Genomic DNA, 25,862 nt, shown 5'->3' on the forward strand with positions numbered 1-25,862 from the left:
TTAAGTTGCAAATCGTCAAGGTGGTGTATAAATCACTGCAGTAAATTATTTTTGTATTTATGTTAAAAAATATAAGTATATTCGGTTCTAACGACTGATTTATCAGGAGTACTTAATTCATCAAATTCAAACTCCGGTGAAACCAGTTTTGCAAGGAGGCATTAATGTATAAAAAGAAAAAACAGATATTAGAGACCTACAACGAATTCTTATATAATGAAATAGAAAAAGAAAATAAAGAGTTAAAAGCAGAAATAGATATCTTGGTTGATTTATTAAAAACTCATAATATTAAAGTTCCTATAAAAACAAGAAAAAGAATTGAAAAGGAAAATGAATTGCCATTTGACTAAATGATGGGAACAAACGAAGAGTGTAAGTTCTTCGTTTTTTTATTTGAATCATACTAATTGACTGTTAAAATGGATCCTTTCAATATGAAATTCTCATCTTCAGAAAGCTTAAGCATTTCTTCTTGTATGCGTAATGATACGTTATCACCTCCAGAATTGCAATATATGGTTTAACTCATAAGTTTCTTCTCTTTCATATAGTATAGTTTTCAGAAAATAGTTAATACTACTGTTGATTGTAATTAAATATCACCGGAGGTAGAAAATGCCAAGAGGACAAAGAAAAAACATATTAGAAAAATTACAGTTTGAATTACAGGATGTGCAAGATGCTATTAGACAGTATGAGAATTGTATTATTACGTTAAAGAAAAAAGAGAAAACGCTTAAAGAACAGGTAGCACAGGAAGAATATAAAGAAATTGCAGTATTGTTGAAAGAACAAGGGTTGAATATGAGCGATTTGAAAGAAATGATCCAGAAGAAAGTCATTGAAAATAATAGTCAGAGTGCTTGAAGTAAATCCGGTTTTACCGGATTTAGGCCTCTTTAAAACGAGTTTGCACTTTGGCTATTATTTAATTTAATTACGTAGAAAACTTACATATTATAAAGGATAAATTTAATAAATTGGGTGGAGTATAATATGATAAATATTTAGGAGTCTTTTGCCTAAGTGACTTTTGTTTTGTAGCTGGTTGACTTACTGGTAATTTTATGGGTTCAGGAGATAAAATATGATAAAAAAACAAAACTATGAAAAGAACAATACTGAACAAATACTTAAAAATTACAAATGCGAAGGACAGCTTCGATTTGTCGGTATTGAATTACATATTGAAGAAGAAACAAAAAACAAAAAAAATGATTTCAAATTGATACAATAAAGATGCGTATTGCATCTTTTTTTTGATTATTAAGTTGACAGAACAAATATTTAAACCCATAATATATATAAATAGTGTCATAAAAATGAATATTCGTATTTGAAAGGATAAGTTAATATAATTATGGGAAAAGTTATCGGAATAGATTTGGGAACTACAAATAGCTGTGTAGCGGTGGTTGAAGGCGGGAGACCAGTTGTTATTACAAATGCCGAGGGACAAAGGACAACACCTTCCATTGTCTCTTTTTCAAAAAATGGAGAGATACTGGTTGGAGAAGCGGCAAAGAGGCAGGCTGTTTCAAATTCAGACAGAACGGTATCTTCCATAAAAAGAAAAATGGGAACAAATTATACGATTAATATAGATGGGAAGACATATACTCCTCAAACCATTTCAGCGTTCATATTGAAAAAATTAAAAAATGATGCTGAAAGTTACTTGGGTGAAAAAGTTTCAGAAGCAGTCATTACTGTTCCTGCTTATTTTAATGATGCACAGAGACAGGCAACGAAAGAGGCAGGGCAGCTTGCCGGCTTAAATGTAAAACGTGTTATTAACGAACCAACGGCAGCGGCAGTTGCATATGGCTTGGAAAATAGTAAAGAACAGACAATCATGGTATATGACTTAGGAGGTGGTACCTTTGACGTTTCTATTATTAAAATTGAAGATGAAATTATGGAGGTATTAGCAACCTGTGGTGATACATATCTTGGAGGAAATGATTTTGACCAGGAAATTGTAAACTGGATTGTCTCTGAGTTTAAGAAATCTGACAGAATTGATTTATCAGAAGATATTGTGGCATTGCAAAGAATCAAAGAAGCTGCTGAAACTGCTAAAAAGGAGTTATCTACAGCTAAGGTAACAAATATTAACTTGCCGTTTATTGCAGCAGATAATTCTGGCCCTAAAAATCTAGATATGGATTTGACCAGAGCAAAATTCTTTAGCCTGACAGAAGAACTGATTAATAAAACATCCACGTCGGTAAAGAATGCATTATCAGATGCAAGTATAAATGTATCCAGTCTTAATAAGGTATTATTGGTTGGAGGATCCACCAGAATGATTTCTGCACAAGATAAAGTTAAAGAGCTAACAAAAAAAAATCCAAATAAAGAGTTAAACCCAGATGAATGCGTAGCACTTGGAGCTGCAATTCAGGGAGATAAGCTTTCCGGAAATTCAGCTGGATTTGAGCTTTTGCTACTAGATGTAACACCGTTATCTTTATCTATTGGAACCAATGGCGGTATTGCAACCAGAATTATTGAAAGGAACACATCTATCCCAACCAGAAAAAGTCATATGGTAACAACAGTCTCTGATGGACAAACTAGTATCGATGTCTGGGTTTTCCAGGGAGAAAGAAAATTTGCAAGAGATAATAAAGAGCTCGGCTGTGTAACTTTAGATAATATACCTCCTATGCGTGCCGGTAAGGCGAAAGTAGAAGTTATATTTGCAATTGATGCGAATGGAATTTTAAGTGTTTCTGCAAAAGAACTAATAACCGGAAATATGACCAGTGCAACAATAGTGCCAAGTACCATGTCTCAAGATGAAATTGATAGTCAGATTTTTGCATCGACTTATTATGAAAAAGTAGATGGAGAAAAAGAAAAAGCAGTAGAAGAGATGTTAAAGTTACAGGATACTATAAATAATGTAAAATATACCCTGGATGGTTTAAAAGAACGTTTTCCTTCTCAAGCATTTAAAAACATCAATATTATCATAGAAAAGGCCAATGATTTTTTAGAGGAAACTAATTGTGCAATTAAGGCAGAAGATCAGGAAATATTTAGAAGCCTCAATCGTGAACTAATGAATGAGATGGAAAATATATATAAAAAAGGGAACCATTAATTAGAAAAACTCCAGAAAACCTGGAGTTTTTTTATTAATCCCATAAGAAAACATTATCTGTTGGTTTACTAATATCTGTCTCTGACCCTAAGTACCAGGATTTCAATGATATAATAATTCATATGAAAACAAGCATTACCTTTTACCTGTTAATTACCTTTATTCTTGTTTATTTTCTCCCATTCTATGATTGTAACAATTTTATTGAATGTAGGAGAATAAAAATTGGAAACAAAGTTCAAAAATGTTCGAGAAGAGAGGACTGGCTGGAGAGACAAAAAGCTTGATATACTACTCGAAGAAAACGGACTACCTCAAACAAACTCTTTTCTAGTAACCGAGTACAACCACGGAAAATCAATAGCAATGATTGAATATAAGAAAGTAGGCGCTGGTATTGAGCCTGATGAACGAATAATAAAGTACTGTAATGCTAGAAAAAATAAAGAATATTATTTTATAATCCTTTATGACTATGAGTTTGTTGAAAATAAATGTCATATTACAAGATTTATTATTTATCCTAAAAATGACGTAGCAATTAAAAAATATGGTAAAGATCCAATGAAAGTCAATGAGTTAAGGTTTATTGATTTTTTATATGAAATTAGAGAAAACACATCTTCGAAGTATAGAGAAAAAGCGCATCAAGAGTACTCGGAATGGTTTGAATTAAATGTAACTTTTGATATAGATAAACAAGTAATATCCAAGCGACATCGAAGTTATGCATATGATGTACCTGCTGCGGATGTAGATAGTATTGTATGTGATGAAGAGAATAATCCGTATCTCTTTGTTGAATACAAAGAAAATAACAATTTTGGTAAATCTAAGAATGATGGACATAACGATTTTATCTATAATAACATTTCTCAAGAAAATTTAGCTCTGTCTGATGAAAAATCCAAGGTTTTAAATAATAAAGCAATTGCTGATCTTGGAGATGGATGTAAAACTCCGATACCTGTATTAGCTGTAGAATATAGCTTAGAACATAACATATTCTCTATTTATGCGTTTAATAAATGCGCAAAGGAACATGCACTTTTAAAAACAATGACACAAGAGGAATATTTTAAATATATAAAAGATCCGAATAATTTTAAAAAAGATAAAGTACCTAAAGAAGGGAAAAAAATTCGTACTTGTCCAAAGTGTGGAAACAAGATAGAAGTAAGAAGCGGAATATATGGGAAGTTTTATGGATGTGTGGGATTTAAGATTAATAAATGTAGATATACAGAAGAATATATAGAGATTAAATAAATTCGAAAATAATTTGAGAGATTCTCATTAATATATAAAGGCTGACTACTCCAACTAAGTTGAACTCGAACTTAAAGAAATCGGGTTTACATATGCCAACCTTTTTTATAAACAAGAACTTAATTAAGTAAATATAAAAAACAGACTATTGGTAGTAGCCTGTTTTTTCTTTTTGGTTTTATATGCTTATGCCGGTGTATCAACTTTTTCATATAATATAATATTTAATTGTGTGTCACTAATAGGTATAACTTTAATCTGGTCATAGATCCATGTATAGTGCCACTCACAGATATAACGGCAATTCTCACAGTCAAACAATTCTTTAGTTCTTCGCCTATTAAAAGTGCCATTTTTCTTTCGTGTCCACCCTTTAATAATGCTTTCTAGATCTTCGGAAGTGATATGTGTTACATATTCGATCATTTTATCAATATTTTCGTCGTATTCCTTTTTGGTGTAGCACTTTTCATCTTCATAAAAAGTACCATAAGGAAGATAACATTCTTTTTCATAATCTTTTTTTTGAGAATTTAATGAAATAACAATACTTTCAATATCAAAACTTATAGTAAAATCCTTTTTTCCTTCTGTAACAGATATTAACATATTCTCTCCTTATCTATTTTATATTACCAACATTCATAGTTATTATGTTGACAAATTTTAATTATAAAATAAATAAGTATAATTTGTTCTCGACCAAATAAGACATACTATAGATAAATAATACATAATGGAGAAATTAAAATGGAAAAAGAAATTAAAACAGATAGACGAAAATTTGTAAGAAAGAAAACAGAGTCGTCCGTCAAAATTATCCCGCTTGGCGGACTATCTCAAATTGGGATGAATATGACTGCCATAGAAACTGGGAAGGATATTATTGTAATTGATTGTGGTATGGCATTCCCAACAGATGATATGCCCGGAATTGATAGGATTATCCCTGATGTGACATATTTAAAAAATAATATAACAAAAATCAAAGGCTTTGTAATTACGCATGGTCACGAGGATCACATCGGAGCAATCCCATATATCATCAATGATATACCAGCAACAATCTACGGAACAAGGCTAACAATTGAACTAATTAAGGACCGATTAATGAGAGAAGGACTTCCATCTGCAAAGACAAAGATTATAGAATTTGGAAAAAGTATTATCCTTGGCGGCTTTAAGGTTGAGTTCATAAAAACAAACCATTCGATACAGGATGCGGCGGCACTTGCTATTACAACTCCGGCCGGTAAGATTTTCCATACGGGTGATTTCAAAATTGACTATACTCCTGTTTATGGTGATCAAATCAATTTAAGCAGAATGGCCGAACTCGGTAGAGAAGGAGTTCTAGCTGTTTTGTCTGATTCTACAAATGCAACTAAATCGGGAACAACAATGTCAGAAAGAACCGTTGGCGAAACATTTGACACAATCTTTGCGAAACATGATTCAAATCGATTAATTATAGGAACCTATTCTTCTAATGTTGATCGGGTGCAACAGATCATTAATACAGCAGCTAATTATAAAAGAAGGGTTGTAATTGATGGCCGTAGTATGAAAAATACAATTTCGATTGCTTCTAAGATAGGATACATAAAGATTCCTGAAGAGACTTTAATTGATATTGAAGAGGCATACAAGTATCCTGATGAAAAGGTAGTTATTGTGGCTACTGGATCCCAGGGAGAATCAATGGCTTCTCTGTCCAGAATGAGTACAGGAATCCATAAATATATTGATATCACCTCGAACGACGTAATTGTTCTTAGTGCAACGCCAATTCCTGGAAATGAAAGGGCGGTAGCAAATGTGATTAGCCGGCTCTCAGAAAGACATGCAAGAGTGATTTTTCAGGATACACATGTATCAGGTCATGCTTGCCAGGAGGAAATTAAATTAATCTATTCCTTATTACAACCCAAATATGCAATTCCAGTACATGGTGATTATAGGCAGCGATATGCTGCGAAAGAAACAATTGATAGTCTTAGGCTTAAGGATAATAAGACGATTATGCTTAGTGACGGCGATATATTGACTTTGACTCCGAAACTGTCTAAGATATCAGGTCCGGCTCCACATGGTGAAATTATGATTGATTTATTAGGTGCCAGAGATATTGGTGGAAGAGCATTAAAAGACAGAAAAAAATTATCAAATGGCGGAATTGTTATCATCAGTATTACCGTTGATTCCAGTACAAAATCATGGTTACCAAACCCGTCAATTGCATCTTTTGGATTATCCAGATCTGATGTCTCGAATAAGTTATTTGCAGAATTGAGAACAGAGGTAGATAAATTTATGAGGAAGAACCCGATAAAGTTGGAATCAGAACATAAAATTCTGAGGAATAAATTGAACGCTTATATTGGTGCCTTTATTCATACAAGGACAAGATTAGAGACAATTGTTTTTACGACAATTACAGAAATATGAAAAGTGAGGCCTTGTGTCTCACCTTTTTTGTTTTGAATATTTCATGGACATATTATTTAAAGTTAAGAATGAGAGGAGAATGAAAAATGAATTTAATTTATGGAATTTTAATAGGAATATTATGTTGGCAGGCAGTTGTTACAATATTACTTTTAATTGATGGTTATAATGAGACTTTTCAAATAATTTCTTGTGGACTTCCATTATGGATATTAAAAGCTCTTTGGTATCCTTTTGATAAATATCATATGGTTAATAGACATAGATATTATCGATGTAAAAAAAGGATAGGAGATACGACAGAAAAAACTTGGTATTATTGTACAAAATATGATTATCGAGATGTAAAAATATCAGATTTGAAAAACTTTCATAAAAATTGGTTTGTTGCAAATTCAAGATTAATATCAAAAAGAGATATTAAAAGATCAGGAATTAAATATTGGAAAAATTATATTCCGGAATAGGATCATTATGATACTTAAAGGGTATGAAACGATGTAAAAGATGTGGTTGTCCGGAGCTTTTCGCTCACCAGAGAATTGAATTTGGATATGATCATGTTTCATTTAATGAATGGAATAGAAATTGGCTTGAAAAAATAAGGGAAAGAAAAAGGAGAATAATATTTATGAAGAAAATTTTTGGAATATTGTTAATGATAGGAATGCTAAGCGTTTCTTTGACGGGCTGTGTTGAAGTAGAGACGTCAGACATTTCCGATAAAAGTGTAATGGCAGAAGGAAACAACAGCAAAAATGAAGCCGGTGGTGTAGAAGGAAAATTTGGAAAATTTGATAGAAATACACTAACAATGCAATTAGATGTACCAGGAGAGAATTTTAAGCTAAAGACTGTTTTTGGAACCGGAGATTATCCAGTTGAAAACTGGAAGACTACAGACGTGAAGTATTTAAATCTTGATGCGTATACAATTGGTTTGCCTGCAGGTACAGAAGTCTATATAGACAACGTACATATTGATTCAGTCATTAAATCTCTTTATGCGGCCTTTGACGGTGTCCCAATTGACACAATGGACGATAGAACTCATACATCCATGTATCCTGGATTTCCGATTTCTGATGATATGCAGTATAGAGGAGTGTTCGCTGTTGGCGGGTACTCAGATACATTAATTGAGGGATATACTTCTGGGTCACAGGTTTCTGGAGTGGGTACAGTTTCAGGATATGTGAGAGAATCACGTGTTACAGAAAGAGCACTTAGAAACAGTGCAGTATATGGAAATATGTTCCAGATTGTATGGGATTTATGGATTAAAAAGCCAGAAAATGAGTATCCTTACATGACATCTGTTATTTCAGAATTTATTATTCCTACAGAATTCGTGGATATGGAAAACAAACGCACAATTACAATGAGATACAATGGTGAATCTTTTGATGGTATTGACGAAGAAGGAAATAAATCGGAATATAAGTTCAAAGATGGAAAGTTCATTGATGCAAATTAAAAGAGAGGATTTCCTCTCTTTTTTTATTATTGCCTTCCATGAAAAAAACTCATAATTAAAATAGTTAAAGATTAACTGAGAGAAGAATAACTACCGTGTAAAAAATGATAAAACAAAATGGTCAAAAATAAGGTTGGAGGTAAAACGTGAGAGTAAAGATGATATTACTAGATGAAAATAAGAATAATATTACAAAAGAAAATGTTGAGCTTGGTGGAATTCTTGCATTTAAAGTAAACGAAATTATTGATAAGCAAAATGCTGTGAGAAAACGAAACTTTATCTTTGCTTTTGTTTCTATTTCTATATGGTTAGAGTTATTTATGTTTACTCTTTGTTACAGTGAGTGGATCTCGTTTGGATTCTTTGAAGCAGCACCATCTATTTTAACTTCTATAATTTTCTTACTTTTTATTTTTTTTGATTTCTGTACTGCAAGAAAATCGAAAAAAGAAAGAGTAATAAAAATTGAAAAGAGTATTAATGAGTACTTAAAAAATAGAGGATTACAAAAAACTGTAAAAATCATGGATACGTCATTTGTAACAGGTATGCTAATGGTGACTAGGTTGGATGAATTTTCATTAGTAATTAAAATAAAAGAAAAAAATAAAGATATGGAGAAGTTTATATGAATGCAGAATATTTTTGCTTAAAATTATAACAATATTTAGATAATAATCTAATATTTCTGTAAAACAGACCAGTTATGATAATTCGGAAGATTGAGAATTATAAATAAGTATGATACACTAATGAAAAAAGGAGGAACGAATGGACAAATATGAACGTTATATCTTCCGAATTGAGCTGATGCGTGAAAATCTCTCCCTATTGAGTGCAAGGGCGTCAAATTCGTCTAATAAAAATGGAATGAAATTAGCAAAAGAAATTTGGGATTTTGCCACATCATTGCTAACAGAAGATTATAATAGTGATGAAGCGTTTGAAAAAGCTCAAAAAAAATATAGTGAATTTCATAAGAGTGTAGAAGAATTAGAAAAAAGAGGCTGAAGCCTCTTTTTTTATTTGTGTTATCCAAAAAACATTATATGGTTATATCTTCAAATTTCCAATAATAGCGCAGGAGGGATAACACTTATGGAAAAACTTTACTCAAAATTAGAATATATAAAGACATACAATAAAGTAAATAAAATTTTAAAAGGAAATATGAAGCCAGTAAATAAGAATATTCAGCCATTAGCAATATTAATCGGTGGTCAACCTGGTGCAGGGAAAACTACATTAACAGAAGCTGCAATGAAAGATTATCCAAATATGATTGTGATTGATGGAGATATCATAAGAAACTATCATCCGAATTTGAAAGAGATCAAAAAAATATATGGAGTAAATTATCCTAAATACACACAATCATTTGTTAGTCAAGTGGTGGAAAGATTAATTAATGATTTATCAAAAGAGAAATATAATCTCATTATAGAAGGAACATTGAGGGATATAAATATTCCTTTGAAAACCTCCACTTTATTGAAAAATAAAGGCTATGAGGTGGATTTACTCATTATTGCCACAGATAAAGAGACTTCATGGAAAAATACTCTAAAAAGAGGAAAATCACAAGAAGAAATGAATTTGATCCCAAGATATGTTGATAAAAATCATCATGATAATATAGTATGTTCATTGCCTGAAACTATAAAAAACTTATCAGACAATGAAGTATTCGATGAAGTTACTATTATGAATAGAAATCAATGCATTATTTACGATAAAAATTCAATGCCAAGTAGAGATATAAAAGAAATTATGGAATTATGCTTAAATGGAAAATACCGATTGGAAGAAAATGATGATATTAACAAAGTTAACATTGATAAACAAATATTAGAGGTAAACTCGACTTCTTTTGAGTCCGAACTCAGTGAAACTGAGTTTACAAGTTCACCTTTGGTGAGGTTTGAAACCGGTGAACACGGATCTACAAACCAAGAGATTAAATTAGGCTGCAGCAAAAAGAGAAAGAAGGATATTTCTCCGGATATCTCTCGTTAATAATAAATGTTTCATACCATACTAAAATTATTAAAAAGAAAAGGAGAGAATATGAAAAATTATGAATCAATTAAGTATACATGGGAACATCGTATTGCTTTTTTAAGGACGGAGAAACAACTGCTTGGTCATAATACATTAAGAGGCTATTTGCACGATTTAGATAAAATCTTTCTTAAGCTTTTTCTGGATCCTAAGACAGTGCACACGATTCACAGAAGATACAGCCGGCATCATGAATTGAAGGCAAAGACGGAGGCAGATTATATCCAGATGATTATTGATTGGGAATGTGCCAGGTTTACAAAACCCGATAAGCCATTAAATGCCAGAGAGACACTAAATAAGCATTATCCGACTTTAAAGGATAAAATTGAGCCATTATTAGACCGGTTCAATCTGTAAGTTAAAAAAAGGAGGAAAATACATATGTATTGTAGTTCGTGTGGTAGTAATTTTGCTGTACCAGTAACACATTTCGAAAAGGACCGTCAGTCAAGGTATACCGAATGTAGAAAATGTCATACCAAGACAAAGGAAACCAAAACTTCATTTGCAGAAATAATGAAGAGATTAAGCGATGAAAAAGTAAATGCTTAATAAATGAGAATTGTTAAGTATGAGCAAGGAAGATTTAGTATGCTATTGTAGCCGTAAGTGTATTTTTAAAAATTAGGAGGATTAGTGCAATGATGAATTATGATGTTTTTAAAGAAGTAGTAACAGAGAAATTTATGGATTATATGCCTAATCAGTATAAAGAGATGAAGTTGATGATATGTCCGATAAAAAAGGTCAATGTGACTTTAGATGGAATGAGCCTTGTTGGAGAAGATGATTTCACAGTAACACCGACAATTTATATTGATGACATGTTTGTCCATTATCAGAAGACAAATGATCTTCTTGAGGTGTTACGGACAGCAGCTTCCAAAATGGAACACGCTATGAAAGAATCTCTAGAAGTTGTTCCTGTTATTGATTTCAATACCGCAAAGGATAGCATCGTATTTCAACTTGTGAATACAGAACAGAATAAAGATATGTTACAGGATACACCAAACAGATCCTTTTTGGATTTATCAATTATCTATCGCTGGGTAGTAAAGACTGATGCGGAGGGTATTCATAGTATAGTTATTCATAATTCACTTGCTGAAAGACTTAGTTTGTCAGAAAAGCAAATGTTCAAACTTGCTGAAGCGAATACAAGAAGGATTTTCCCGCCAACGGTAAAATCAATGAATGATATTCTACGTACTATGTTTATGAAAGATATTATGCCTGCTGAAATTGCAGATATGATGATTAGTGAGATGCCACCAGAACAAACTATGTGGGTTATTTCTAATGATTGCGGTATCAATGGTGCCATATCCATATTATATGAAGATAAGCTTCATATGCTTGCAGAGCAGTTAGAGTCGGATCTATATATTCTGCCATCAAGCATTCATGAGGCGATAGCCGTATCGACTTCTATGGGAAATCCAAATGAGCTCGCACAGATGGTTACAGACATTAATATGGAACAGGTAGCTTTAAGTGAGAGATTATCCAATAATGTATATCACTATGATAAGAATTTGAGGAAACTTTTACTCGCAACAGATATTCCCAATTAGGAATTTTTGTGAGATATGGAGAATAGTAAAGGTATGAGAAATAAAGAGATTAAAAAATAATGATATCGTCATATTAAGATTTGACCAGGAGGAATAAATCAATGAACAGGTTGACGACGAGTGAGGAATATCCACATGGAGCAGAGGGTACGTCTGCCGATAAATTAACTGGTGACTGGTGCCGTGGAAAATTTGAAGCAACAGCTTGCGTCGAAAAGTTATCCAGATATGAGGACACTGGGCTAGAACCGGAAGAGGTAAGTGAATTGATCACGTCTCTAAAATCTATGTTAGCTATTGTATTAACGGGTGCTGGTGCAGAGGAATGGAGATTCTATCGGAAGGATAAGTAAAACTGAAAATTTTATACATATAGAAAAGAGACGAAAGTCTCTTTTTTTATCTAAGAATACAAGAATACTCTGACTTCTATAAGTAGTGGTAGTTCAATATAAGGTTGGAGTAAGCGTGAAAGAATTTAATAGAAAAAATCATCAGTTATTTTTATTATAAAACCATCATACTATTATTGCTAAAAGAAGGATGGAGTTATAAATGTTCCAGCTGAGTATAACAAATAATTATAAAAGTCAGTTGGCAAAGTAAATTAGTTTTACTTAAGTTTAAGCTTCGAAAAATCGAGTTTACACCTGACATTTAATACGGTTGTCATGAGTTTAAGCCTTATCAGCCACATGTACCTTCACTAAATTGCCATAATTAGCCGTGCAGAGCGCTGCTTTGTAATCTGATTACATTAGATTCAAAAAGTTGTACTGGATTTAGATCTCAACGTAGTTGTATTTGCACGGTACCTCCATATACCGCTACCGTAACTAACTTCAGTTAGTTCAAACTTCTGTAAAACAGAATTTGTCGTGTTATAAGGTATCGGACTTTGATTCCGAAATTCGTTGGTTCAAATCCAACTAGCGGTGTTCAAAGAGAAGTCACCTAGTGCTTCTTTTTTATTTGTTTAAATTAATCATAATTGTTATAAGAAAAGCGAGGAATATTATATGTGGAAATCAAAAGAAGAAAAAGAACCATTAATAATAGAACCAGAAGATTGGAATAAAGAAGAATTTGCAACAATATGTAAATTATTCGGATTACCACCTGAGTCAACAGAAAGGATTGTGTTGAGAGAGAAATATTCGGTTGAGTATTATTTAAGTGGAAATAATAAAGGAGAAGATGATGATAAAATATTATAACATATATAATCAGAAGAAAAAATCAACTTCTGAAAAACAAGTCAAAAAAATTATCGCGGAGTCTTTCATTAAGATTATGAATTCCATGACAAAATCAATTACAGAAGGAATTAAAAAATAAATTAGAGCCATTGGCTCTTTTTTAATATCTTATAAATAATATACATTGGCCTTATTTAAAGAATACGTAGTGTAAACTAACATAATAAATTAGAAAGGAATGACTATGGAAAAAATAATAATAAGTTTTTACATCTTGTTCTTATCTTTATTATTGGTTGCTTGTGCTGACTTAACAGAAGATAGAGATTATGTCTCTAGTTCATATGAAATAGAGTCTAGAGATATTATAACAATATCTATTCCATCAGAGTATGAACAAATAGAAGAAATTCCATTTTTGATAAAGAAGGAAAGTGTTCTTATATGTGAAGGAAATTTTACTTCTAAAGAAAATTATAGTAAGTTTATTCAATCCTTATCGAAAGAAAACATTATTGAAGATGAGGATATAAATAAAAATAAATACTGTTTGATTAAGGAAGAAGGACAATATAAAGCATTTATTTTAGTTAATAATTCAGATACTGTGGTTTCTATTAAGTTTTACTTAACTCTGGAAGAAATAAAAGAATTTATGAGTAGAATAAAGTTTGTTTCAAATAAAAGTACGCTAGCTTTAAGTGGAAAATCTGAAGAATTCGGATTTTAAAATTTATGCAATAATATATAAGGAGGATTTATGAGTAAAAAATATTTTGGCAGTTTTTCGCTGCAAAACACAATTCATTATGTAAAGAAAGCATTTCCTGAATGTAAGGTGTCATTTAATGAAGATGATAATCAAAAAAGTGTATCAATTAAATTTGACCCAGAAAATAGAAAAAGGTATAAGCTTTCAGAAGGCTTTCGAACGTATTTGTTTTTGAATGAACATTTGATACTATCGAATGGAGCAATTGATCCGTTTAAGTATGATGCGCTTGATGCACTGATTGAAAATACCGAATTACAGTATGATGTAGACAAACAGAGGGAATCTGTTAATAAAATTAGAACTGCGCTTGATGGTTGTATGAGATTTTTTGAGGATGCTATTATAAATTTTGGGAATAAAAATGGAAAAGAGTATGATATAAAGTTTGTTTTAAATGATGTGGAAAGGGCCTATCATCTCAATTTAGGCTCTGAGTCTGTGCATATGGAGAAGCTTAACCCAGAAATAATTCTTAATGGAGAACAAGAGTATAAACTAAGTAAGTTAAATCCCAAAATAATTTATAAGATTTTAAAGACTACCCACCCAGGTCTTAGAACCAGTGCTACAGAATTTATAAGTGGCTTACGTGATGATAAAACTAATTGGAAATCTGTAGAGGATGCTTATATCAAACCTTGGAAAAAAGAAACTTATGAAGCGTTCGGTATTAGTCCATTTGATGTTTTGGCAGATGTAACGGAAAGTCGTCTAGTAGGTGAATTCGTTAATGGTCCGATGAGGCGTTTGGTATTAATTGATGGTTCGCAATATGCCTATCGTGATACTCCTCTCGAAGTGATTCCATACACTGAATATAAGGAAAGGCGTGACATGATTTTAAAGAAATATAAAGAAGGAATTATGAACGTCTGTAAAAACACTGGAGTTATAACACCAAGGGCAATTGAAATAATGAATATATATACTGGGAAAATTCCTGGGCCGGTTATATTAAAAGAACCAAATGAAGCAATTCGTGAAATAAGAATTGCTCGTTTAGAAAACCCATTAGCGGAAATCATTAGTAAAATTAATCGAGCAATTAAGTTACATAATCATATAATTGGCTTTACTGCATTAATAAGAAAACCATATGTAGTTGAAGAAATAAAGAAAATTGATATCAATGAAAATGGTACTATAACAAAGATAGAAATAAATATGATTGATTTAAGTGTATCAAAGCCATATGTCATGACATCAGGTAGAAAAAAAATAGAAGTAAACAACTTGAAAAAGTTGAAACTTACAGGATTATTTATAGATGCATTAAAGGAAGAAATAATAAAAATGTTAGATAAACCTGAGTATAAACTCTATTTGTTTATACACGAAATAAATAAAATCGGATTAAAAGAAGGTAAAATAATTTGTGATGATGATAGTATTTTTAAACTATTTGAAATAGGAAAACTAATAATTTACTTCGACCCTTATAAAAATGAGATTAGCGTCAGCAATGCAGAAATCATAAAGTCGGATCCTGAGATCTATAAGAAATATAAAAAGGTGATTGAAATCTATGAACGTTTTTTCCATGAATAAAAAGGAGGCAGATGTCTGCCTCCTTTTTAAATAGCAATGGTTTTGACATATTTCCAGCGAAGGTGATGCACTTTTAATTGCTTCATATATTGGTTGAAAGCTTCTGGAGCATCAAGGCGCCTAACAAATCGGATATTAAGATTAACAAGCCCAATTACAGGATCTTCTCTCGAAATCATATAATTAATAGTAAACATATCTGTATCTACAATAGATAACAGTTTGTGAATTAAGGCCATAACGTCTCTATGTTTTGAAACATGGTCTAATAAGTCTGTATATATCCATACACGATTCCCAGCATAAACATTTTTTATTGATAGGATTAGATATACAAAATTATAAAATAGGATGGCTGGATCCGAAACCTCACAATAAAAATCCTTCTTATTTTTGATGGTCTCTACGGTTGAATCAATTTTATTATATACTCTTTGTAATTGGTCAGGAAACTCAAGCTGTTCCTGTATCCGCTTGAATATATCAAATAAAGGTAGATCTTCTTTACTTAAATCCAATTGAGAACAAATAGCTTGAATGACTTCTTTTTCATGGGCACTTAATGATCTATCATATTCAATCGTTATTAAACATGAAATAAGATCAGGAATATATGCAATATAATCTTCCGTGAAAGAGTCTTTTATATTGATATTAATAAATGGATTTAAGTCGGAAGTCCGTTCGATCTGCCCATTATCATTATCGCATAGCTCATTGTAATTAATCACACAACATGGGATAGTGCTCTCTTCAAACGATTTAATCTCATCAAGGACTTGATTTTTCATTTTTTTGTAATCAGCAGATAAGAGAATAGTAGCTCCTCCATCAATTTGTTTCTTTTTTAGATAGTTCATAATAACTCCTTCTTTATTAAAGTATTTTAGAATAATATGATTGATTTTATTTGTTTTATGGTAATATATGCACACTGTAATAAAATTTAAGATGCGAAAATGAATTGGACGTAACAAAAAGTGAAACTCCTTCCTCATGTTATGACGAGGAAAATATGGAATGCTATATATAGAGTTTTAAGGGCCGGCCTTTTTCTTGATGAAAGAAACATTGGATATAACATATGCTGTAAACTTGATTGATACAATTAATAGAAAGGAATTTGATTAAAAAAAATTTCATTTTGTATAAAAGTAAAAATTATGGAATATAATTAAAATGTAAATAGAAAACATAAATCAAAGGAGTGAGTAAAATGCCAAGAGGAGTAAGAAAAGCGAAATCAGTTAGACTGAGAGAGGAACTGAATGAGGTTTTAGAAAATCTCCAGAAAATAGAAAAAGCAAAAGAAGAATTAGAAGAGAGAAAAGAAATATTAGAGAAAGAGCTGCGGTTTTGTGAAAATGAATCTATACTTAATCTTATAGAGCAGAGCGGGCTTAATGCGGACGAGGTAAAATATGCCCTGGAACGTTACAGTAATGTAAATGACAAACAGGTAGAGGTTGCCGCTACTACTGATTCTAACTAAAGGTTTGATAAAAGAAGACACAATCTTTTACACGGATTGTGTCTTTTTTATAACAAGAATAGTCAACGATTTTTAGAATAAAGATGAAAAACTGGAGTTCTCATATCAATGGACTCCGATTTGTCTTTGAGAAGCCGTTCATCCGAAGCTTCAGTGCAGCTTGCTTTATAGTAGACGGATTTATCATAGGCTCATGGCCATTAGCAAAATATATCCCTTGAATTTAATTCCCTCCATTATAATAAATATTGGGATAACAGGAATGATAAAGACGACATAAAAAGCAATAAGCTTCGTTTGCAAGATCATAATTATGATACAATAAAAAATGGAGGAAAATAAATATGAATGATTTGGATTCACAAGTATACAAAACTGTAAGACGCGGATACAATAATGAAGATACTATTTTTTTCTTGGGAGAAAAGCTTGAAAAACTCTATCAGACTAAGGAGGATGTGCCATATTTGTTAAATCGTGGTTATAAGATTAAGCAAGCGTCTCTATTTGTATCAAATCACTATATGCTGCAGGAACGCCAGCGTCTGGTACTTGCACGTGCTATAGCCAAAGACGAGGATATTGAGAATCGTAAGAGAAAAATAAGTAACAAAGACCACTTAGCTGGTTCGGAAGTATACATTGATGGATTTAATGCAATTATACCAATGGAGACTATGCTGTCTGCTTCTTTACTTATTCGGTGTATGGACGGAACATTAAGAGATTTAGCCGGTTTAAAAGGTAACTATAGAATCATTGATAAAACGGAAAAAGCAATCCGTTTGATTCTCTGTAAATTAGACAATTTGGAAATTCGGAGAGCAAATATTTACCTTGATAAACCAGTTTCTAATTCTGGAAGGCTTAAGGCATTGATTTTAAACGTCGCAGAAGAATACAATGTAGATATCAATGTAGAACTACTGAATGCGGTCGATAAAGCCTTGTATGGAAAGCATAATGTAATTTCAGGAGATTCTGTTGTCATTGATGAATCTATTTCTTGGATTCCCTTATATAATATGATATTGGAAGATTATGAAAAGTCAAACAAAACTTGGGTTATAGATTTTTACAATGAAAGAGCTAAGTAGGGCTCTTTTTTGTTTCTATAAACTTAAGCCCATACTAGGAAGGAACAATCAATTGAATGAAAGGAGATATACATGAAAGAGTTATTAATTATAGACGGTTCATCAATGCTTGTTACCTGTTATTACGCGAACCTTCCCATTGAAATCAAAACTGCTAAAACAGATGAGGAAAGAGAAAAATACTATTACAAAATACTTCACTCGAAAAATGGAGAATATACGAATGCTGTATACGGCATGCTTGGTATAATAATCCGGCTATTAAAAAATCAAAAACCGAATTATCTTTGCGTGTGTTTTGACCAAACAAGAGATACTTTCCGTAGAGAAATGTATAAAGATTACAAAGGACAGAGGGCAGCAGCACCATCTCCACTAATTGAACAGTTCCATACAATTGAGAACATTTTATCTGAGCTTGACTTTACTGTAGTATATGATAATACATATGAAGCAGATGTCTGGGCAGGAAGCATTGCGAAAAAATACTGCGATAAGGTATCTGTTAAATTGATGACCAAAGACCATGACTATCTTCAGCTAGTAGAAAAGAATATCAATGTTTGGATGCCATTATCAGAAGACAAATATAAAGAACTCAAACATAATATTTATGAAAGAGATGGTGTTGATATAAAGGCGATGAACATTCCATATCGAGTATTTGAATACACTGAAGAGTACGTAAAGGAACTGGAAGGTGTCTTGCCGAAACAGATTCCAGACTTAAAAGCCATCGTTGGCGATATGTCGGATAACATCCCTGGAGTAAAAGGAGTTTCAAAAGCAGCAATTCCTTTATTAAATGAATACAAAACAGTGGAAAAGTTGTATGAGGCAATCGAAGGACACAGTAAAGCTGAATTAAATGAAATCCAAAAGTATTGGAAGGAGTCGTTAGGGATTAAAAGATCACCGATGAAAGCTTTACTAAACGAATCTGAAATTGAGTTAGTTGGGAAAAAAGCAGCTATGCTATCAAAAGTACTAGCTACAATAAAAACTGATATTCCGATTCCTTTTTCTTTAGAAAATATGAAAGCAGAATATGATCAAGAGAAATTAAAAGAGATTTGCTTAAGATATGACATTAAAACAATTGGAAAATATTGAAATGATCTATAGAGTTTATGTTTTTTTGTTCTATACAAAATGAAAAATTGCATATTATTTATGATAAAGATAGAAAAGGAGAAAATTTTATGAAAGTTTTTTTAGGTGGAACGTGTTCAGGGTATGATTGGCGGAATGATTTAATTCCGAAGTTGGTTTGTGATTTTTATAATCCAATTGTTAGAGATCTGAATCAGATCGTTTAAGAGAAGTACACGAAAGGGAAATTGCGGATATTGTACTATATACAATTACAAATGATATAAAAGGAGTTTACTCAATTGCTGAAGTAACTGATGATAGTAATAAAAGACCAGAAAAAACCTTATTTTGTAATTTATATGTTGATAATGGTTCTGAAAAAGATGCACAAATGTTAAAGAGTTTAAGGGCCGTGGAAAACTTAATATCATCTAATGGTACTAAATGTTTTATCAATTTAAAAGATCTTGCAGGGTACATAAATTCGTTATAAAGAGGCTAAGCCTCATTTTTTGTTTAAATGAGTAATAATAAAAAATATAAATTTTGTTTTAATATAACATTTTTAATATCATACTATTTTTATCTTAAAATAAGTGGAGGAATTAATTATGTTGGACATGTTCAAAAGTTTTGTAGAGGGAATTAGCAATAAGAAGAAGTTTGAAAAAAATATCATGACAGGAGATCGCTGCAGGGCTGTACTTGTGAATGGTCCGCAGAAAATTAGTAAGTTTATTGGCGAAGAAGTCAATGCGTACTATATGGATAATAGGCTTTATCTTCAAAATGATGAAATGGGAGTTTTGCGGACATCGGCGGTTAATAAAATTAACAGATTAGGAGAGCTTATAAGTTTTCGGACAGAGGATTCTGAATATGAAATTCGATTAGCTTAATAAAGCAAACATTATATAACACATAAGTTGAGTGCAATCTCTTAAAAGTTAAAAAGGAGTAAATTATGAAATTTGAAATAATAGAGAAAATTGTAGAGGCGAAAAAGTATGAATTTGGGATGGAAGATGGAATTGATTTCTTTGATATTGGTGGACGTTTCATATGTAATATGACTGCTGAACAGTTAAAATCAGAAGATCATCCCAGAGCTGTAAAAAAACCCTATATAATAAGAGATAACAGAAAGTGGTGGATCCCAGATAATGCATATATTATAACATTTGACAATGGAGAAAAATTTCCTTGTGAGATGGAGTTGTTCAATAAATTATATGCTTTACAAACTGATATGTAGTATATAGAAGTGTAAAAATAAATCAGCTATAAAGATGGCTATCCAAATGATTGACAGATTATCACCTGGAGAGCACATGTGTATGATAAAAACAGGAAATTCGATTCCTGTTTTTTTATTCATATAAGTTTCAGTACATAATAATTACGAATAAGAAAAAAAGGAGAATTATGAATGAAAACTATTAGTACAGGAAATATATTTAAAATCTACGATGATACTCTAGAAACATATAATCAATTACCGGTAGGTACTTATTTTGTGAGATTTGACAAAATGACGGGATTTTATTTGGAAAAGAATTCTAATATAGAAATAAAGGAAGGAAAGATCTACGGAGTTCATCTTAAAAAGGTGGAAAAGGTATTAAAGGCATTCAAACAAGTCAACAGAAATTTGGGAGTTATATTAAGCGGGAATAAAGGAATAGGAAAATCTTTATTTGCTAAGCTTCTGTCGGTTGAAGCAATGAAGAAGGGTCTGCCACTAATATTGGTAGACCGGTTTATCCCTGGAATTGCCTCTTTTATCGAACAGATTGATCAGGAAGTAATAGTTCTCTTTGATGAATTTGATAAAACCTTTGGGAACATTAGGACGTCAGATAATGAAGCGGATCCACAGGCTGGTTTGTTAAGTCTGTTCGATGGAATTTCAACAGGTAAGAAGTTATTTGTTATTACCTGTAACGAAATCCGTAGTTTAAATGATTATTTAATCAACAGACCAGGTCGATTTCACTATCATTTCAGATTTAACTATCCGTCACCCAGCGAGGTTGAAGAATATCTCAAAGACAAACTTGAAGAGAAATACTATTCTGAAATTAGTAAAGTAGTTTTATTCTCGAAGAAAATCAACCTGAATTATGATTGCTTAAGAGCGATTTCTTTTGAGTTAAACAATGGAGAAAAATTTGAAACAGCAATATTGGATTTGAATATCGTCAACACGAATGCTATTCGATATAATGTTGCTCTTCACTTTAAAGATAGTATTGTAACGATGAAAGCTCTCAATCAATATATAGACCTATTCAACAAGGATGAAGACGAATATATTGAGTTGTCTGATTCCAGTGATAGAGAAATTGTATCAGTTTCTTTCAATTCCTCTAATTGCGTGTTTGATACAAGTAAGGGAGCAACAATCGTTTATCCTCATAATCTTAAGTTAACATATGATGAAGACTATGATAATGAAATTGTTGAAAAGGCAAAAAAGCTTATTCCGGACTATCTGTCTATCGAGCGATGCAAGGAGAAGGATCTTCATTTTATGGTTTAAAAAACAAAAATTTAGAAAGAACATCCTCAATAGTTATTAAAAGCAGCGAAGCTGCTTTTTTTATTGACGTCAGAACGTATGTTTGATAAAATAGTAAAAATAAATGTTCAAAGAGGAGATTTCATATGATATTGTCAGTTGAAAATCTGAATCAAATGTTATTTGAAAATGAAAATGCAAGAATTTTGATAAAGCAAGTCATTGAAGAGAAGCCAAATGCTATAATTGATTTTTTTAAAGAAACTGAAATTTCGGAGAAGTTAGCTTTGGAAATATGGTTGCAGGCAAACTCTTAAGATTATTTATAGGCATAATTACAATATAACAAGAATTTAAATACAGTATATATAAACAGCAGAAATGCTGTTTCGGACTGTAGACAAAGCCAATTATTAAAAAAAGAATATAAATATGTGTATAAATAATTAATACTATATTTTTATCCTTGCTTATGGTATTCTGAAAAAAATTAATATTTATTGAGGTGAAAATGAAATTTAGAATATTTAGCTTATCAGAAAAATAGTATAGAATAGTAACGTCAATAATAACCATTGGCATAACCATAGGGTGTTTTCTGTATTACCATAAACTAGAAGATAAAGCTGATACCTTTGTTATAGCTACTATATATGCAGCCTTTTTATTTATAGTTGGATTATATCTTTCATATATGTCAAACAACATATCTAATAAATTATATGAAAGAAAAAATGAATATATCATGCTGAAAAGATTAGATAAAATATTTACTAAATCGTGTATGACGTCTTTAAATTCATATGGCAATATTAATTTAGCGATACTTTCATTTCAAGTATGTTCTGGAAGAACAAACGAGCATGTCAGTAGAAATGAAAAGAAAAAAGCGGTCGTACATACTGTACCTCTTGATTTTATGATGGAATCACAGGCGCAAATAAATAATAATGATACAACCAAAGAAAAACATTATATTGAAGAAATAGGATTTGAATTTGAAACTAAGCTTCAAAAAGTTGAGAATTCATATAACCTGGAATATTCTAAATTAAAAGCTTCTATTCAAGAAAAAATTAACATATATATTACTGAAAATGAAATTGAATTGAATATCCATGGCGGATTTTTTGAAACTAATTTATTAGGTACCAATTATGAGGAGTGGTGTAATGCGTAAGTTTCTGAGAATAGTATGAATAAAAAAGAAGCTTTGATACAAAACATATATAAAATCATTGATGATAAGCAGGCTGATTTTAACAATTTAGAAAATAAGAAAAAACAGCTAGTAAAATATTATGAAAAATGTAATAAGAGAATACAAAGCAATTTAAAAAGAATGAACGACACATATGGAAATCGATTGGAATTCATAATCAATACAAAAGAAGACATTCTAATAGAATTAGAATCATTATCAGAGAGAATTCAGAGAATAGAACGTATAATAGGATCCAAAGTATCTGATACAATAGATGGAATAAACGAATGTAATAATAATATTTCTGAGCTACACTCTGAATTGTGGGAATTACAAAAAAATATTGTGAGTGAAATACAAGTGAATACTGTAATGCTAGAAGAAGACCTTGGAAAAGAATTCGATACAAAAGAAAAATTTAAGGAGTTAATGAAAAGACACAAGGAAAAATAAACGTTATTTATGAATAACCACAGTTTCTGGATATCTGGGACATACATGGAACTATGTGAATACATACGGATACACATGGCATGAAGGAGCTGTATGGGCACCGGAAAGAAACAATAGAGCAGTTCTTTGGGACGGCAAATGCTTGACCTGCCAAAAGCAAATTCATCTTTTTTGTATCCTAATACCCATTTGTCTACTGTCTGAAACAGCAGAAATTCCGTTTTTTTATCTAATTTAAATTAGTTTAAATTCTTTACTGGTTTTGCCAGTTAGAGGAATTTGAAATAAACGATATAGTAGCAGATTATCAAGATTTTGGAGAAAAATATGATAGTTCAAGAGCGGCATTGATTAATTTACCTCGCTGTTGTATTATATATTGAGAAGACACGGAGGTAATTTAATGGATATTAAAAGACTATTAGAAATTAAGAAAAAAGAGCTGTTATCAGGTATAAATACAACTGATCCTGTAGCATCCGCATATAAATTAGGAGCATATAATCTTTGCGATGAGCTATTAAATGTAATTAATCCAAGTAATGATAAGATGGAGATAAATGATTTAAACGGAGAAAAAGTTCGTTGGGCTATAAAAGAAGAACTATATTCAACTAATTTTAATACTATTACAGGTGATAGAGATACGATACATAAATGTATTAGTTTTATGGAGGAATGCTACTGGGAAGATAAATATACATTGGTAATGAGAGCAGCGAAGAAGTTATTCCCAGAGCTAAAATGGGATTATGTAATTGATGGTGAATATAGTTATGAAGAGTTAAATATTGAATGGGTATATTCTGGCGGAGCGGGAAGTGTTCCTGTAAAATATGAATCTGAGGAATAGAAGTATATGATATTTTGAAGTGATTCGAAATGACATTAAAAATATAAAAAAGAGGGACTTACACCCTCTTTTTTCTTGACTGTACTCCTTTTAAGATACTTGGAATCTGCCGCAAGACATCATCTTTACAAATGCCAGCTAAGTGTATATTATGGCATGTAGCTAGGATATCTTTGAAAACCGGCCCTGGTTTATACCCTAAATCAATTAAATCCTGTCCGGTTACCTCTGGTCTTGCTTTTATTTCCTCATAAATTCTCAGCCGTTCATCCCACCAACCTGATTCAAAACGGAATAGCTCCTTCTCATTTATTGTGTCAGCTACAGATAACATAATGGAATCTTTTGGAGAAATACAATTATCAAAAAATCGGTTTGTAGATTTTATTGAGGTATGTTTATACAGAGTATGCGGTTTCATATGCTGTTGCACCATGTTCTTTACATATGTCTCTAATCTTTTATGGTTAGTAAGTTTACTTAGAGCTACGGTTAAATGATCAGCGCCAACTATTTCATGATTGTAAGCATGTATATTCCCTTCAAGATCACTGGTCGTAGTAAAGAATTTTCCAATATCATGAAAAAGAGCAGCATACATAAAACCGAGCGGATATGAAGAGCCCTTCCGATAATTTGTAGCTTTATCAATAACCTCCATCGTATGGTTCCAAACATCACCCTCAGGATGCCAAGTCGGGTTTTGTTTCACACTAATCATATTTTTTAGAATAGGAAAGAAACTATCCAACTGTTCCATTTCTCTTAAGGTATTAAAGTATATGCTTGGATGATTAGATTTCAATAAGGCTTTATTTGTTTCTTCAAATACACGTTCTGCGGACAAGCTAGAAGTATTAATGGACTTACATAAAAGTAAGGTCTTTTCATTAATTTTAAGATGAAATCTTGCCGCAAACTGCGCTGCACGATAAACTCTTAATGGATCTTCGATAAATGTATTGTCATCTATATGGTGCAAAAGATAATGATTTAAATCATGTAGGCCATGATACGGATCTGAATACTCTCCGGTAAGAACATTTTTCATGATTGAATTTATCGTGAAATCTCTCCGTCTGGCTGCGTCTTTGATTGATAAAAATGGATTGACAGAAACTACAAATTCTTTATGGCCTTTACCAGTTTTTTGCTCGCTTCTGGGCATTGAGATGTCCAAATCATATCCATGGATTTTTAAAACTCCAAATGACGCTCCGACTTCATCAACTATTCCATACTTTTTACAAATAATAATCAATGCTTCAGGCTTAATTCCAAACACCTCAATATCAATGTCTTTATTATCAACTCCCAACCATTGGTCTCTTACATAACCACCAACATAATATACGGTTCCACCATGCATTGAGACTTCCTTTGCAATTTTTTCTGCAACTCCGATTTCATCGGAATCTGAACTCAATGACCGATGTTGCGGGTCAGACTCTGTAATTGAGTTTACAAGTATGGTACCATCAGAGTTTGAACCTTGGTGAACCGAGTTTGCTATAATCTTGTCTCTATTCATTTCTTATCCTCCTAATTTTCATTTTCTTATATTAATGTGTGAGATTTTGAAAAGATATAAATCTGTCTCTTATACACATCTCCGAGCCCACGAGACAGGCAGAAATCTCGTATGCCGTCTTCTGCTTGCAAAAAAAAAAAA

Annotated in this window: 29 protein-coding genes, 1 tRNA gene and 1 pseudogene; 28 read left to right on the forward strand and 3 right to left on the reverse strand. The window is 31.7% G+C overall.

Annotated features, from left to right (window positions below):
* The first annotated feature begins 164 nt into the window (after positions 1-164).
* The 5 genes and pseudogenes from CRO04_RS22725 to CRO04_RS22740 all read left to right on the forward strand — a co-directional run bounded on the left by CRO04_RS22725 (position 165) and on the right by CRO04_RS22740 (position 4,384).
* Positions 165-353, forward strand: coding sequence for a hypothetical protein (locus CRO04_RS22725; protein ID WP_097006537.1), 189 nt, complete (start codon positions 165-167; stop codon positions 351-353).
* A 265-nt stretch (positions 354-618) separates the two neighbouring features.
* Positions 619-870, forward strand: a complete 252-nt coding sequence (locus tag CRO04_RS22730) for a hypothetical protein (RefSeq protein ID WP_097006538.1) — start codon at positions 619-621, stop codon at positions 868-870.
* A gap of 220 nt (positions 871-1,090) precedes the next feature.
* Positions 1,091-1,240 (forward strand): hypothetical protein, encoded by a 150-nt coding sequence (locus tag CRO04_RS26430; RefSeq protein ID WP_166432660.1) that lies wholly within the window; start codon positions 1,091-1,093, stop codon positions 1,238-1,240.
* Between the two features lie 123 nt (positions 1,241-1,363).
* Positions 1,364-3,037 (forward strand): annotated as a pseudogene (gene dnaK / locus CRO04_RS22735) (molecular chaperone DnaK); the annotation flags it as partial.
* A 303-nt stretch (positions 3,038-3,340) separates the two neighbouring features.
* Positions 3,341-4,384, forward strand: coding sequence for a topoisomerase DNA-binding C4 zinc finger domain-containing protein (locus CRO04_RS22740; RefSeq protein WP_097006540.1), 1,044 nt, complete (start codon positions 3,341-3,343; stop codon positions 4,382-4,384).
* 186 nt (positions 4,385-4,570) lie between these two features.
* Here the strand turns inward: CRO04_RS22740 and CRO04_RS22745 are convergent, their stop codons facing one another.
* Positions 4,571-4,993, reverse strand: coding sequence for a hypothetical protein (locus CRO04_RS22745; RefSeq protein ID WP_097006541.1), 423 nt, complete (start codon positions 4,991-4,993; stop codon positions 4,571-4,573).
* Positions 4,994-5,134: 141 nt separating this feature from the next.
* Between CRO04_RS22745 and CRO04_RS22750 the strand changes: the two genes are divergently transcribed.
* The 13 genes from CRO04_RS22750 (at position 5,135) to CRO04_RS22805 (ending at position 15,475) form a co-directional block, all read left to right on the forward strand.
* Positions 5,135-6,832 (forward strand): ribonuclease J, encoded by a 1,698-nt coding sequence (locus tag CRO04_RS22750; RefSeq protein ID WP_097006542.1) that lies wholly within the window; start codon positions 5,135-5,137, stop codon positions 6,830-6,832.
* Positions 6,833-6,918: 86 nt separating this feature from the next.
* On the forward strand, positions 6,919-7,299 hold the full coding sequence (locus CRO04_RS22755; RefSeq protein ID WP_097006543.1) for a hypothetical protein: 381 nt from the start codon (positions 6,919-6,921) through the stop codon (positions 7,297-7,299).
* Between the two features lie 23 nt (positions 7,300-7,322).
* The gene (locus CRO04_RS22760; RefSeq protein ID WP_141401028.1) at positions 7,323-8,309 is read left to right on the forward strand and encodes a hypothetical protein; all 987 of its coding nucleotides are present in this window, start codon (positions 7,323-7,325) and stop codon (positions 8,307-8,309) included.
* Between the two features lie 146 nt (positions 8,310-8,455).
* Entirely contained in the window at positions 8,456-8,944 is a 489-nt protein-coding gene (locus CRO04_RS22765; protein ID WP_097006545.1) for a hypothetical protein, read from the forward strand.
* Between the two features lie 139 nt (positions 8,945-9,083).
* Complete coding sequence (locus CRO04_RS22770; RefSeq protein ID WP_097006546.1) at positions 9,084-9,323, forward strand: hypothetical protein; 240 nt, start codon at positions 9,084-9,086, stop codon at positions 9,321-9,323.
* An 87-nt stretch (positions 9,324-9,410) separates the two neighbouring features.
* The gene (locus CRO04_RS22775; RefSeq protein WP_097006547.1) at positions 9,411-10,328 is read left to right on the forward strand and encodes a zeta toxin family protein; all 918 of its coding nucleotides are present in this window, start codon (positions 9,411-9,413) and stop codon (positions 10,326-10,328) included.
* Between the two features lie 51 nt (positions 10,329-10,379).
* Positions 10,380-10,733: a hypothetical protein gene (locus CRO04_RS22780; protein ID WP_097006548.1), complete on the forward strand. Its 354-nt coding sequence runs from the start codon at positions 10,380-10,382 to the stop codon at positions 10,731-10,733.
* 284 nt (positions 10,734-11,017) lie between these two features.
* Entirely contained in the window at positions 11,018-11,953 is a 936-nt protein-coding gene (locus tag CRO04_RS22785) for a DUF5688 family protein (RefSeq protein WP_097006549.1), read from the forward strand.
* A gap of 101 nt (positions 11,954-12,054) precedes the next feature.
* A complete protein-coding gene (locus tag CRO04_RS22790; protein WP_097006550.1) occupies positions 12,055-12,306 on the forward strand; it encodes a hypothetical protein in 252 nt (83 codons plus the stop codon).
* Between the two features lie 470 nt (positions 12,307-12,776).
* A tRNA-Gln gene (locus tag CRO04_RS26435) sits at positions 12,777-12,891 on the forward strand.
* 81 nt (positions 12,892-12,972) lie between these two features.
* Positions 12,973-13,170: a hypothetical protein gene (locus CRO04_RS22795; RefSeq protein WP_097006551.1), complete on the forward strand. Its 198-nt coding sequence runs from the start codon at positions 12,973-12,975 to the stop codon at positions 13,168-13,170.
* Between the two features lie 226 nt (positions 13,171-13,396).
* Positions 13,397-13,882 (forward strand): hypothetical protein, encoded by a 486-nt coding sequence (locus tag CRO04_RS22800; RefSeq protein ID WP_097006552.1) that lies wholly within the window; start codon positions 13,397-13,399, stop codon positions 13,880-13,882.
* A 30-nt stretch (positions 13,883-13,912) separates the two neighbouring features.
* Positions 13,913-15,475, forward strand: a complete 1,563-nt coding sequence (locus tag CRO04_RS22805) for a hypothetical protein (protein ID WP_097006553.1) — start codon at positions 13,913-13,915, stop codon at positions 15,473-15,475.
* A 26-nt stretch (positions 15,476-15,501) separates the two neighbouring features.
* On the opposite strand, the gene CRO04_RS22810 is transcribed toward CRO04_RS22805, so the two are convergent.
* Positions 15,502-16,335 (reverse strand): hypothetical protein, encoded by an 834-nt coding sequence (locus CRO04_RS22810; protein ID WP_097006554.1) that lies wholly within the window; start codon positions 16,333-16,335, stop codon positions 15,502-15,504.
* Positions 16,336-16,691: 356 nt separating this feature from the next.
* On the opposite strand from CRO04_RS22810, the gene CRO04_RS22815 reads away from it, so the two are divergent.
* From CRO04_RS22815 to CRO04_RS22860, 10 genes are all read left to right on the forward strand, one after another.
* Complete coding sequence (locus CRO04_RS22815) at positions 16,692-16,967, forward strand: hypothetical protein (protein ID WP_097006555.1); 276 nt, start codon at positions 16,692-16,694, stop codon at positions 16,965-16,967.
* A 344-nt stretch (positions 16,968-17,311) separates the two neighbouring features.
* Entirely contained in the window at positions 17,312-18,064 is a 753-nt protein-coding gene (locus CRO04_RS22820; RefSeq protein WP_097006556.1) for a DUF434 domain-containing protein, read from the forward strand.
* A 66-nt stretch (positions 18,065-18,130) separates the two neighbouring features.
* A complete protein-coding gene (locus CRO04_RS22825; protein WP_097006557.1) occupies positions 18,131-19,177 on the forward strand; it encodes a 5'-3' exonuclease H3TH domain-containing protein in 1,047 nt (348 codons plus the stop codon).
* Positions 19,178-19,770: 593 nt separating this feature from the next.
* Complete coding sequence (locus tag CRO04_RS22835) at positions 19,771-20,058, forward strand: hypothetical protein (RefSeq protein ID WP_097006558.1); 288 nt, start codon at positions 19,771-19,773, stop codon at positions 20,056-20,058.
* Between the two features lie 65 nt (positions 20,059-20,123).
* Positions 20,124-20,414 (forward strand): hypothetical protein, encoded by a 291-nt coding sequence (locus CRO04_RS22840; protein WP_097006559.1) that lies wholly within the window; start codon positions 20,124-20,126, stop codon positions 20,412-20,414.
* Positions 20,415-20,588: 174 nt separating this feature from the next.
* Entirely contained in the window at positions 20,589-21,701 is a 1,113-nt protein-coding gene (locus tag CRO04_RS22845; RefSeq protein WP_097006560.1) for an AAA family ATPase, read from the forward strand.
* A gap of 125 nt (positions 21,702-21,826) precedes the next feature.
* Positions 21,827-21,997 carry a hypothetical protein gene (locus tag CRO04_RS26440; RefSeq protein ID WP_166432661.1) on the forward strand — a complete coding sequence of 57 codons (171 nt, stop codon included), beginning with the start codon at positions 21,827-21,829 and terminating at the stop codon, positions 21,995-21,997.
* 428 nt (positions 21,998-22,425) lie between these two features.
* A complete protein-coding gene (locus CRO04_RS22850) occupies positions 22,426-22,860 on the forward strand; it encodes a hypothetical protein (protein WP_141401029.1) in 435 nt (144 codons plus the stop codon).
* A 15-nt stretch (positions 22,861-22,875) separates the two neighbouring features.
* Positions 22,876-23,337 (forward strand): hypothetical protein, encoded by a 462-nt coding sequence (locus CRO04_RS22855; protein ID WP_097006562.1) that lies wholly within the window; start codon positions 22,876-22,878, stop codon positions 23,335-23,337.
* Between the two features lie 403 nt (positions 23,338-23,740).
* The gene (locus tag CRO04_RS22860) at positions 23,741-24,190 is read left to right on the forward strand and encodes a hypothetical protein (protein ID WP_097006563.1); all 450 of its coding nucleotides are present in this window, start codon (positions 23,741-23,743) and stop codon (positions 24,188-24,190) included.
* A gap of 58 nt (positions 24,191-24,248) precedes the next feature.
* Here CRO04_RS22860 and CRO04_RS22865 read toward each other — a convergent pair whose 3' ends face one another.
* Entirely contained in the window at positions 24,249-25,721 is a 1,473-nt protein-coding gene (locus CRO04_RS22865; RefSeq protein WP_097006564.1) for a CCA tRNA nucleotidyltransferase, read from the reverse strand.
* Positions 25,722-25,862 lie beyond the last annotated feature (141 nt).

Source organism: Lacrimispora amygdalina (assembly GCF_900205965.1).
Taxonomy (GTDB): Bacteria; Bacillota; Clostridia; order Lachnospirales; family Lachnospiraceae; genus Lacrimispora; species Lacrimispora amygdalina_A.

Bases quoted from the DNA above. Each gene is read 5' to 3' on its own strand.
- CRO04_RS22725 (WP_097006537.1), top strand. From the start codon at position 165: ATGTATAAAAAGAAAAAACAGATATTAGAGACCTACAACGAATTCTTA.
- CRO04_RS22730 (WP_097006538.1), top strand. From the start codon at position 619: ATGCCAAGAGGACAAAGAAAAAACATATTAGAAAAATTACAGTTTGAA.
- CRO04_RS26430 (WP_166432660.1), top strand. From the start codon at position 1,091: ATGATAAAAAAACAAAACTATGAAAAGAACAATACTGAACAAATACTT.
- CRO04_RS22745 (WP_097006541.1), bottom strand. From the start codon at position 4,993: ATGTTAATATCTGTTACAGAAGGAAAAAAGGATTTTACTATAAGTTTT.
- CRO04_RS22750 (WP_097006542.1), top strand. From the start codon at position 5,135: ATGGAAAAAGAAATTAAAACAGATAGACGAAAATTTGTAAGAAAGAAA.
- CRO04_RS22755 (WP_097006543.1), top strand. From the start codon at position 6,919: ATGAATTTAATTTATGGAATTTTAATAGGAATATTATGTTGGCAGGCA.
- CRO04_RS22760 (WP_141401028.1), top strand. From the start codon at position 7,323: ATGAAACGATGTAAAAGATGTGGTTGTCCGGAGCTTTTCGCTCACCAG.
- CRO04_RS22770 (WP_097006546.1), top strand. From the start codon at position 9,084: ATGGACAAATATGAACGTTATATCTTCCGAATTGAGCTGATGCGTGAA.
- CRO04_RS22775 (WP_097006547.1), top strand. From the start codon at position 9,411: ATGGAAAAACTTTACTCAAAATTAGAATATATAAAGACATACAATAAA.
- CRO04_RS22780 (WP_097006548.1), top strand. From the start codon at position 10,380: ATGAAAAATTATGAATCAATTAAGTATACATGGGAACATCGTATTGCT.
- CRO04_RS22785 (WP_097006549.1), top strand. From the start codon at position 11,018: ATGATGAATTATGATGTTTTTAAAGAAGTAGTAACAGAGAAATTTATG.
- CRO04_RS22790 (WP_097006550.1), top strand. From the start codon at position 12,055: ATGAACAGGTTGACGACGAGTGAGGAATATCCACATGGAGCAGAGGGT.
- CRO04_RS22795 (WP_097006551.1), top strand. From the start codon at position 12,973: ATGTGGAAATCAAAAGAAGAAAAAGAACCATTAATAATAGAACCAGAA.
- CRO04_RS22800 (WP_097006552.1), top strand. From the start codon at position 13,397: ATGGAAAAAATAATAATAAGTTTTTACATCTTGTTCTTATCTTTATTA.
- CRO04_RS22805 (WP_097006553.1), top strand. From the start codon at position 13,913: ATGAGTAAAAAATATTTTGGCAGTTTTTCGCTGCAAAACACAATTCAT.
- CRO04_RS22810 (WP_097006554.1), bottom strand. From the start codon at position 16,335: ATGAACTATCTAAAAAAGAAACAAATTGATGGAGGAGCTACTATTCTC.
- CRO04_RS22815 (WP_097006555.1), top strand. From the start codon at position 16,692: ATGCCAAGAGGAGTAAGAAAAGCGAAATCAGTTAGACTGAGAGAGGAA.
- CRO04_RS22820 (WP_097006556.1), top strand. From the start codon at position 17,312: ATGAATGATTTGGATTCACAAGTATACAAAACTGTAAGACGCGGATAC.
- CRO04_RS22835 (WP_097006558.1), top strand. From the start codon at position 19,771: ATGTTGGACATGTTCAAAAGTTTTGTAGAGGGAATTAGCAATAAGAAG.
- CRO04_RS22840 (WP_097006559.1), top strand. From the start codon at position 20,124: ATGAAATTTGAAATAATAGAGAAAATTGTAGAGGCGAAAAAGTATGAA.
- CRO04_RS22845 (WP_097006560.1), top strand. From the start codon at position 20,589: ATGAAAACTATTAGTACAGGAAATATATTTAAAATCTACGATGATACT.
- CRO04_RS26440 (WP_166432661.1), top strand. From the start codon at position 21,827: ATGATATTGTCAGTTGAAAATCTGAATCAAATGTTATTTGAAAATGAA.
- CRO04_RS22850 (WP_141401029.1), top strand. From the start codon at position 22,426: ATGCTGAAAAGATTAGATAAAATATTTACTAAATCGTGTATGACGTCT.
- CRO04_RS22855 (WP_097006562.1), top strand. From the start codon at position 22,876: ATGAATAAAAAAGAAGCTTTGATACAAAACATATATAAAATCATTGAT.
- CRO04_RS22860 (WP_097006563.1), top strand. From the start codon at position 23,741: ATGGATATTAAAAGACTATTAGAAATTAAGAAAAAAGAGCTGTTATCA.
- CRO04_RS22865 (WP_097006564.1), bottom strand. From the start codon at position 25,721: ATGAATAGAGACAAGATTATAGCAAACTCGGTTCACCAAGGTTCAAAC.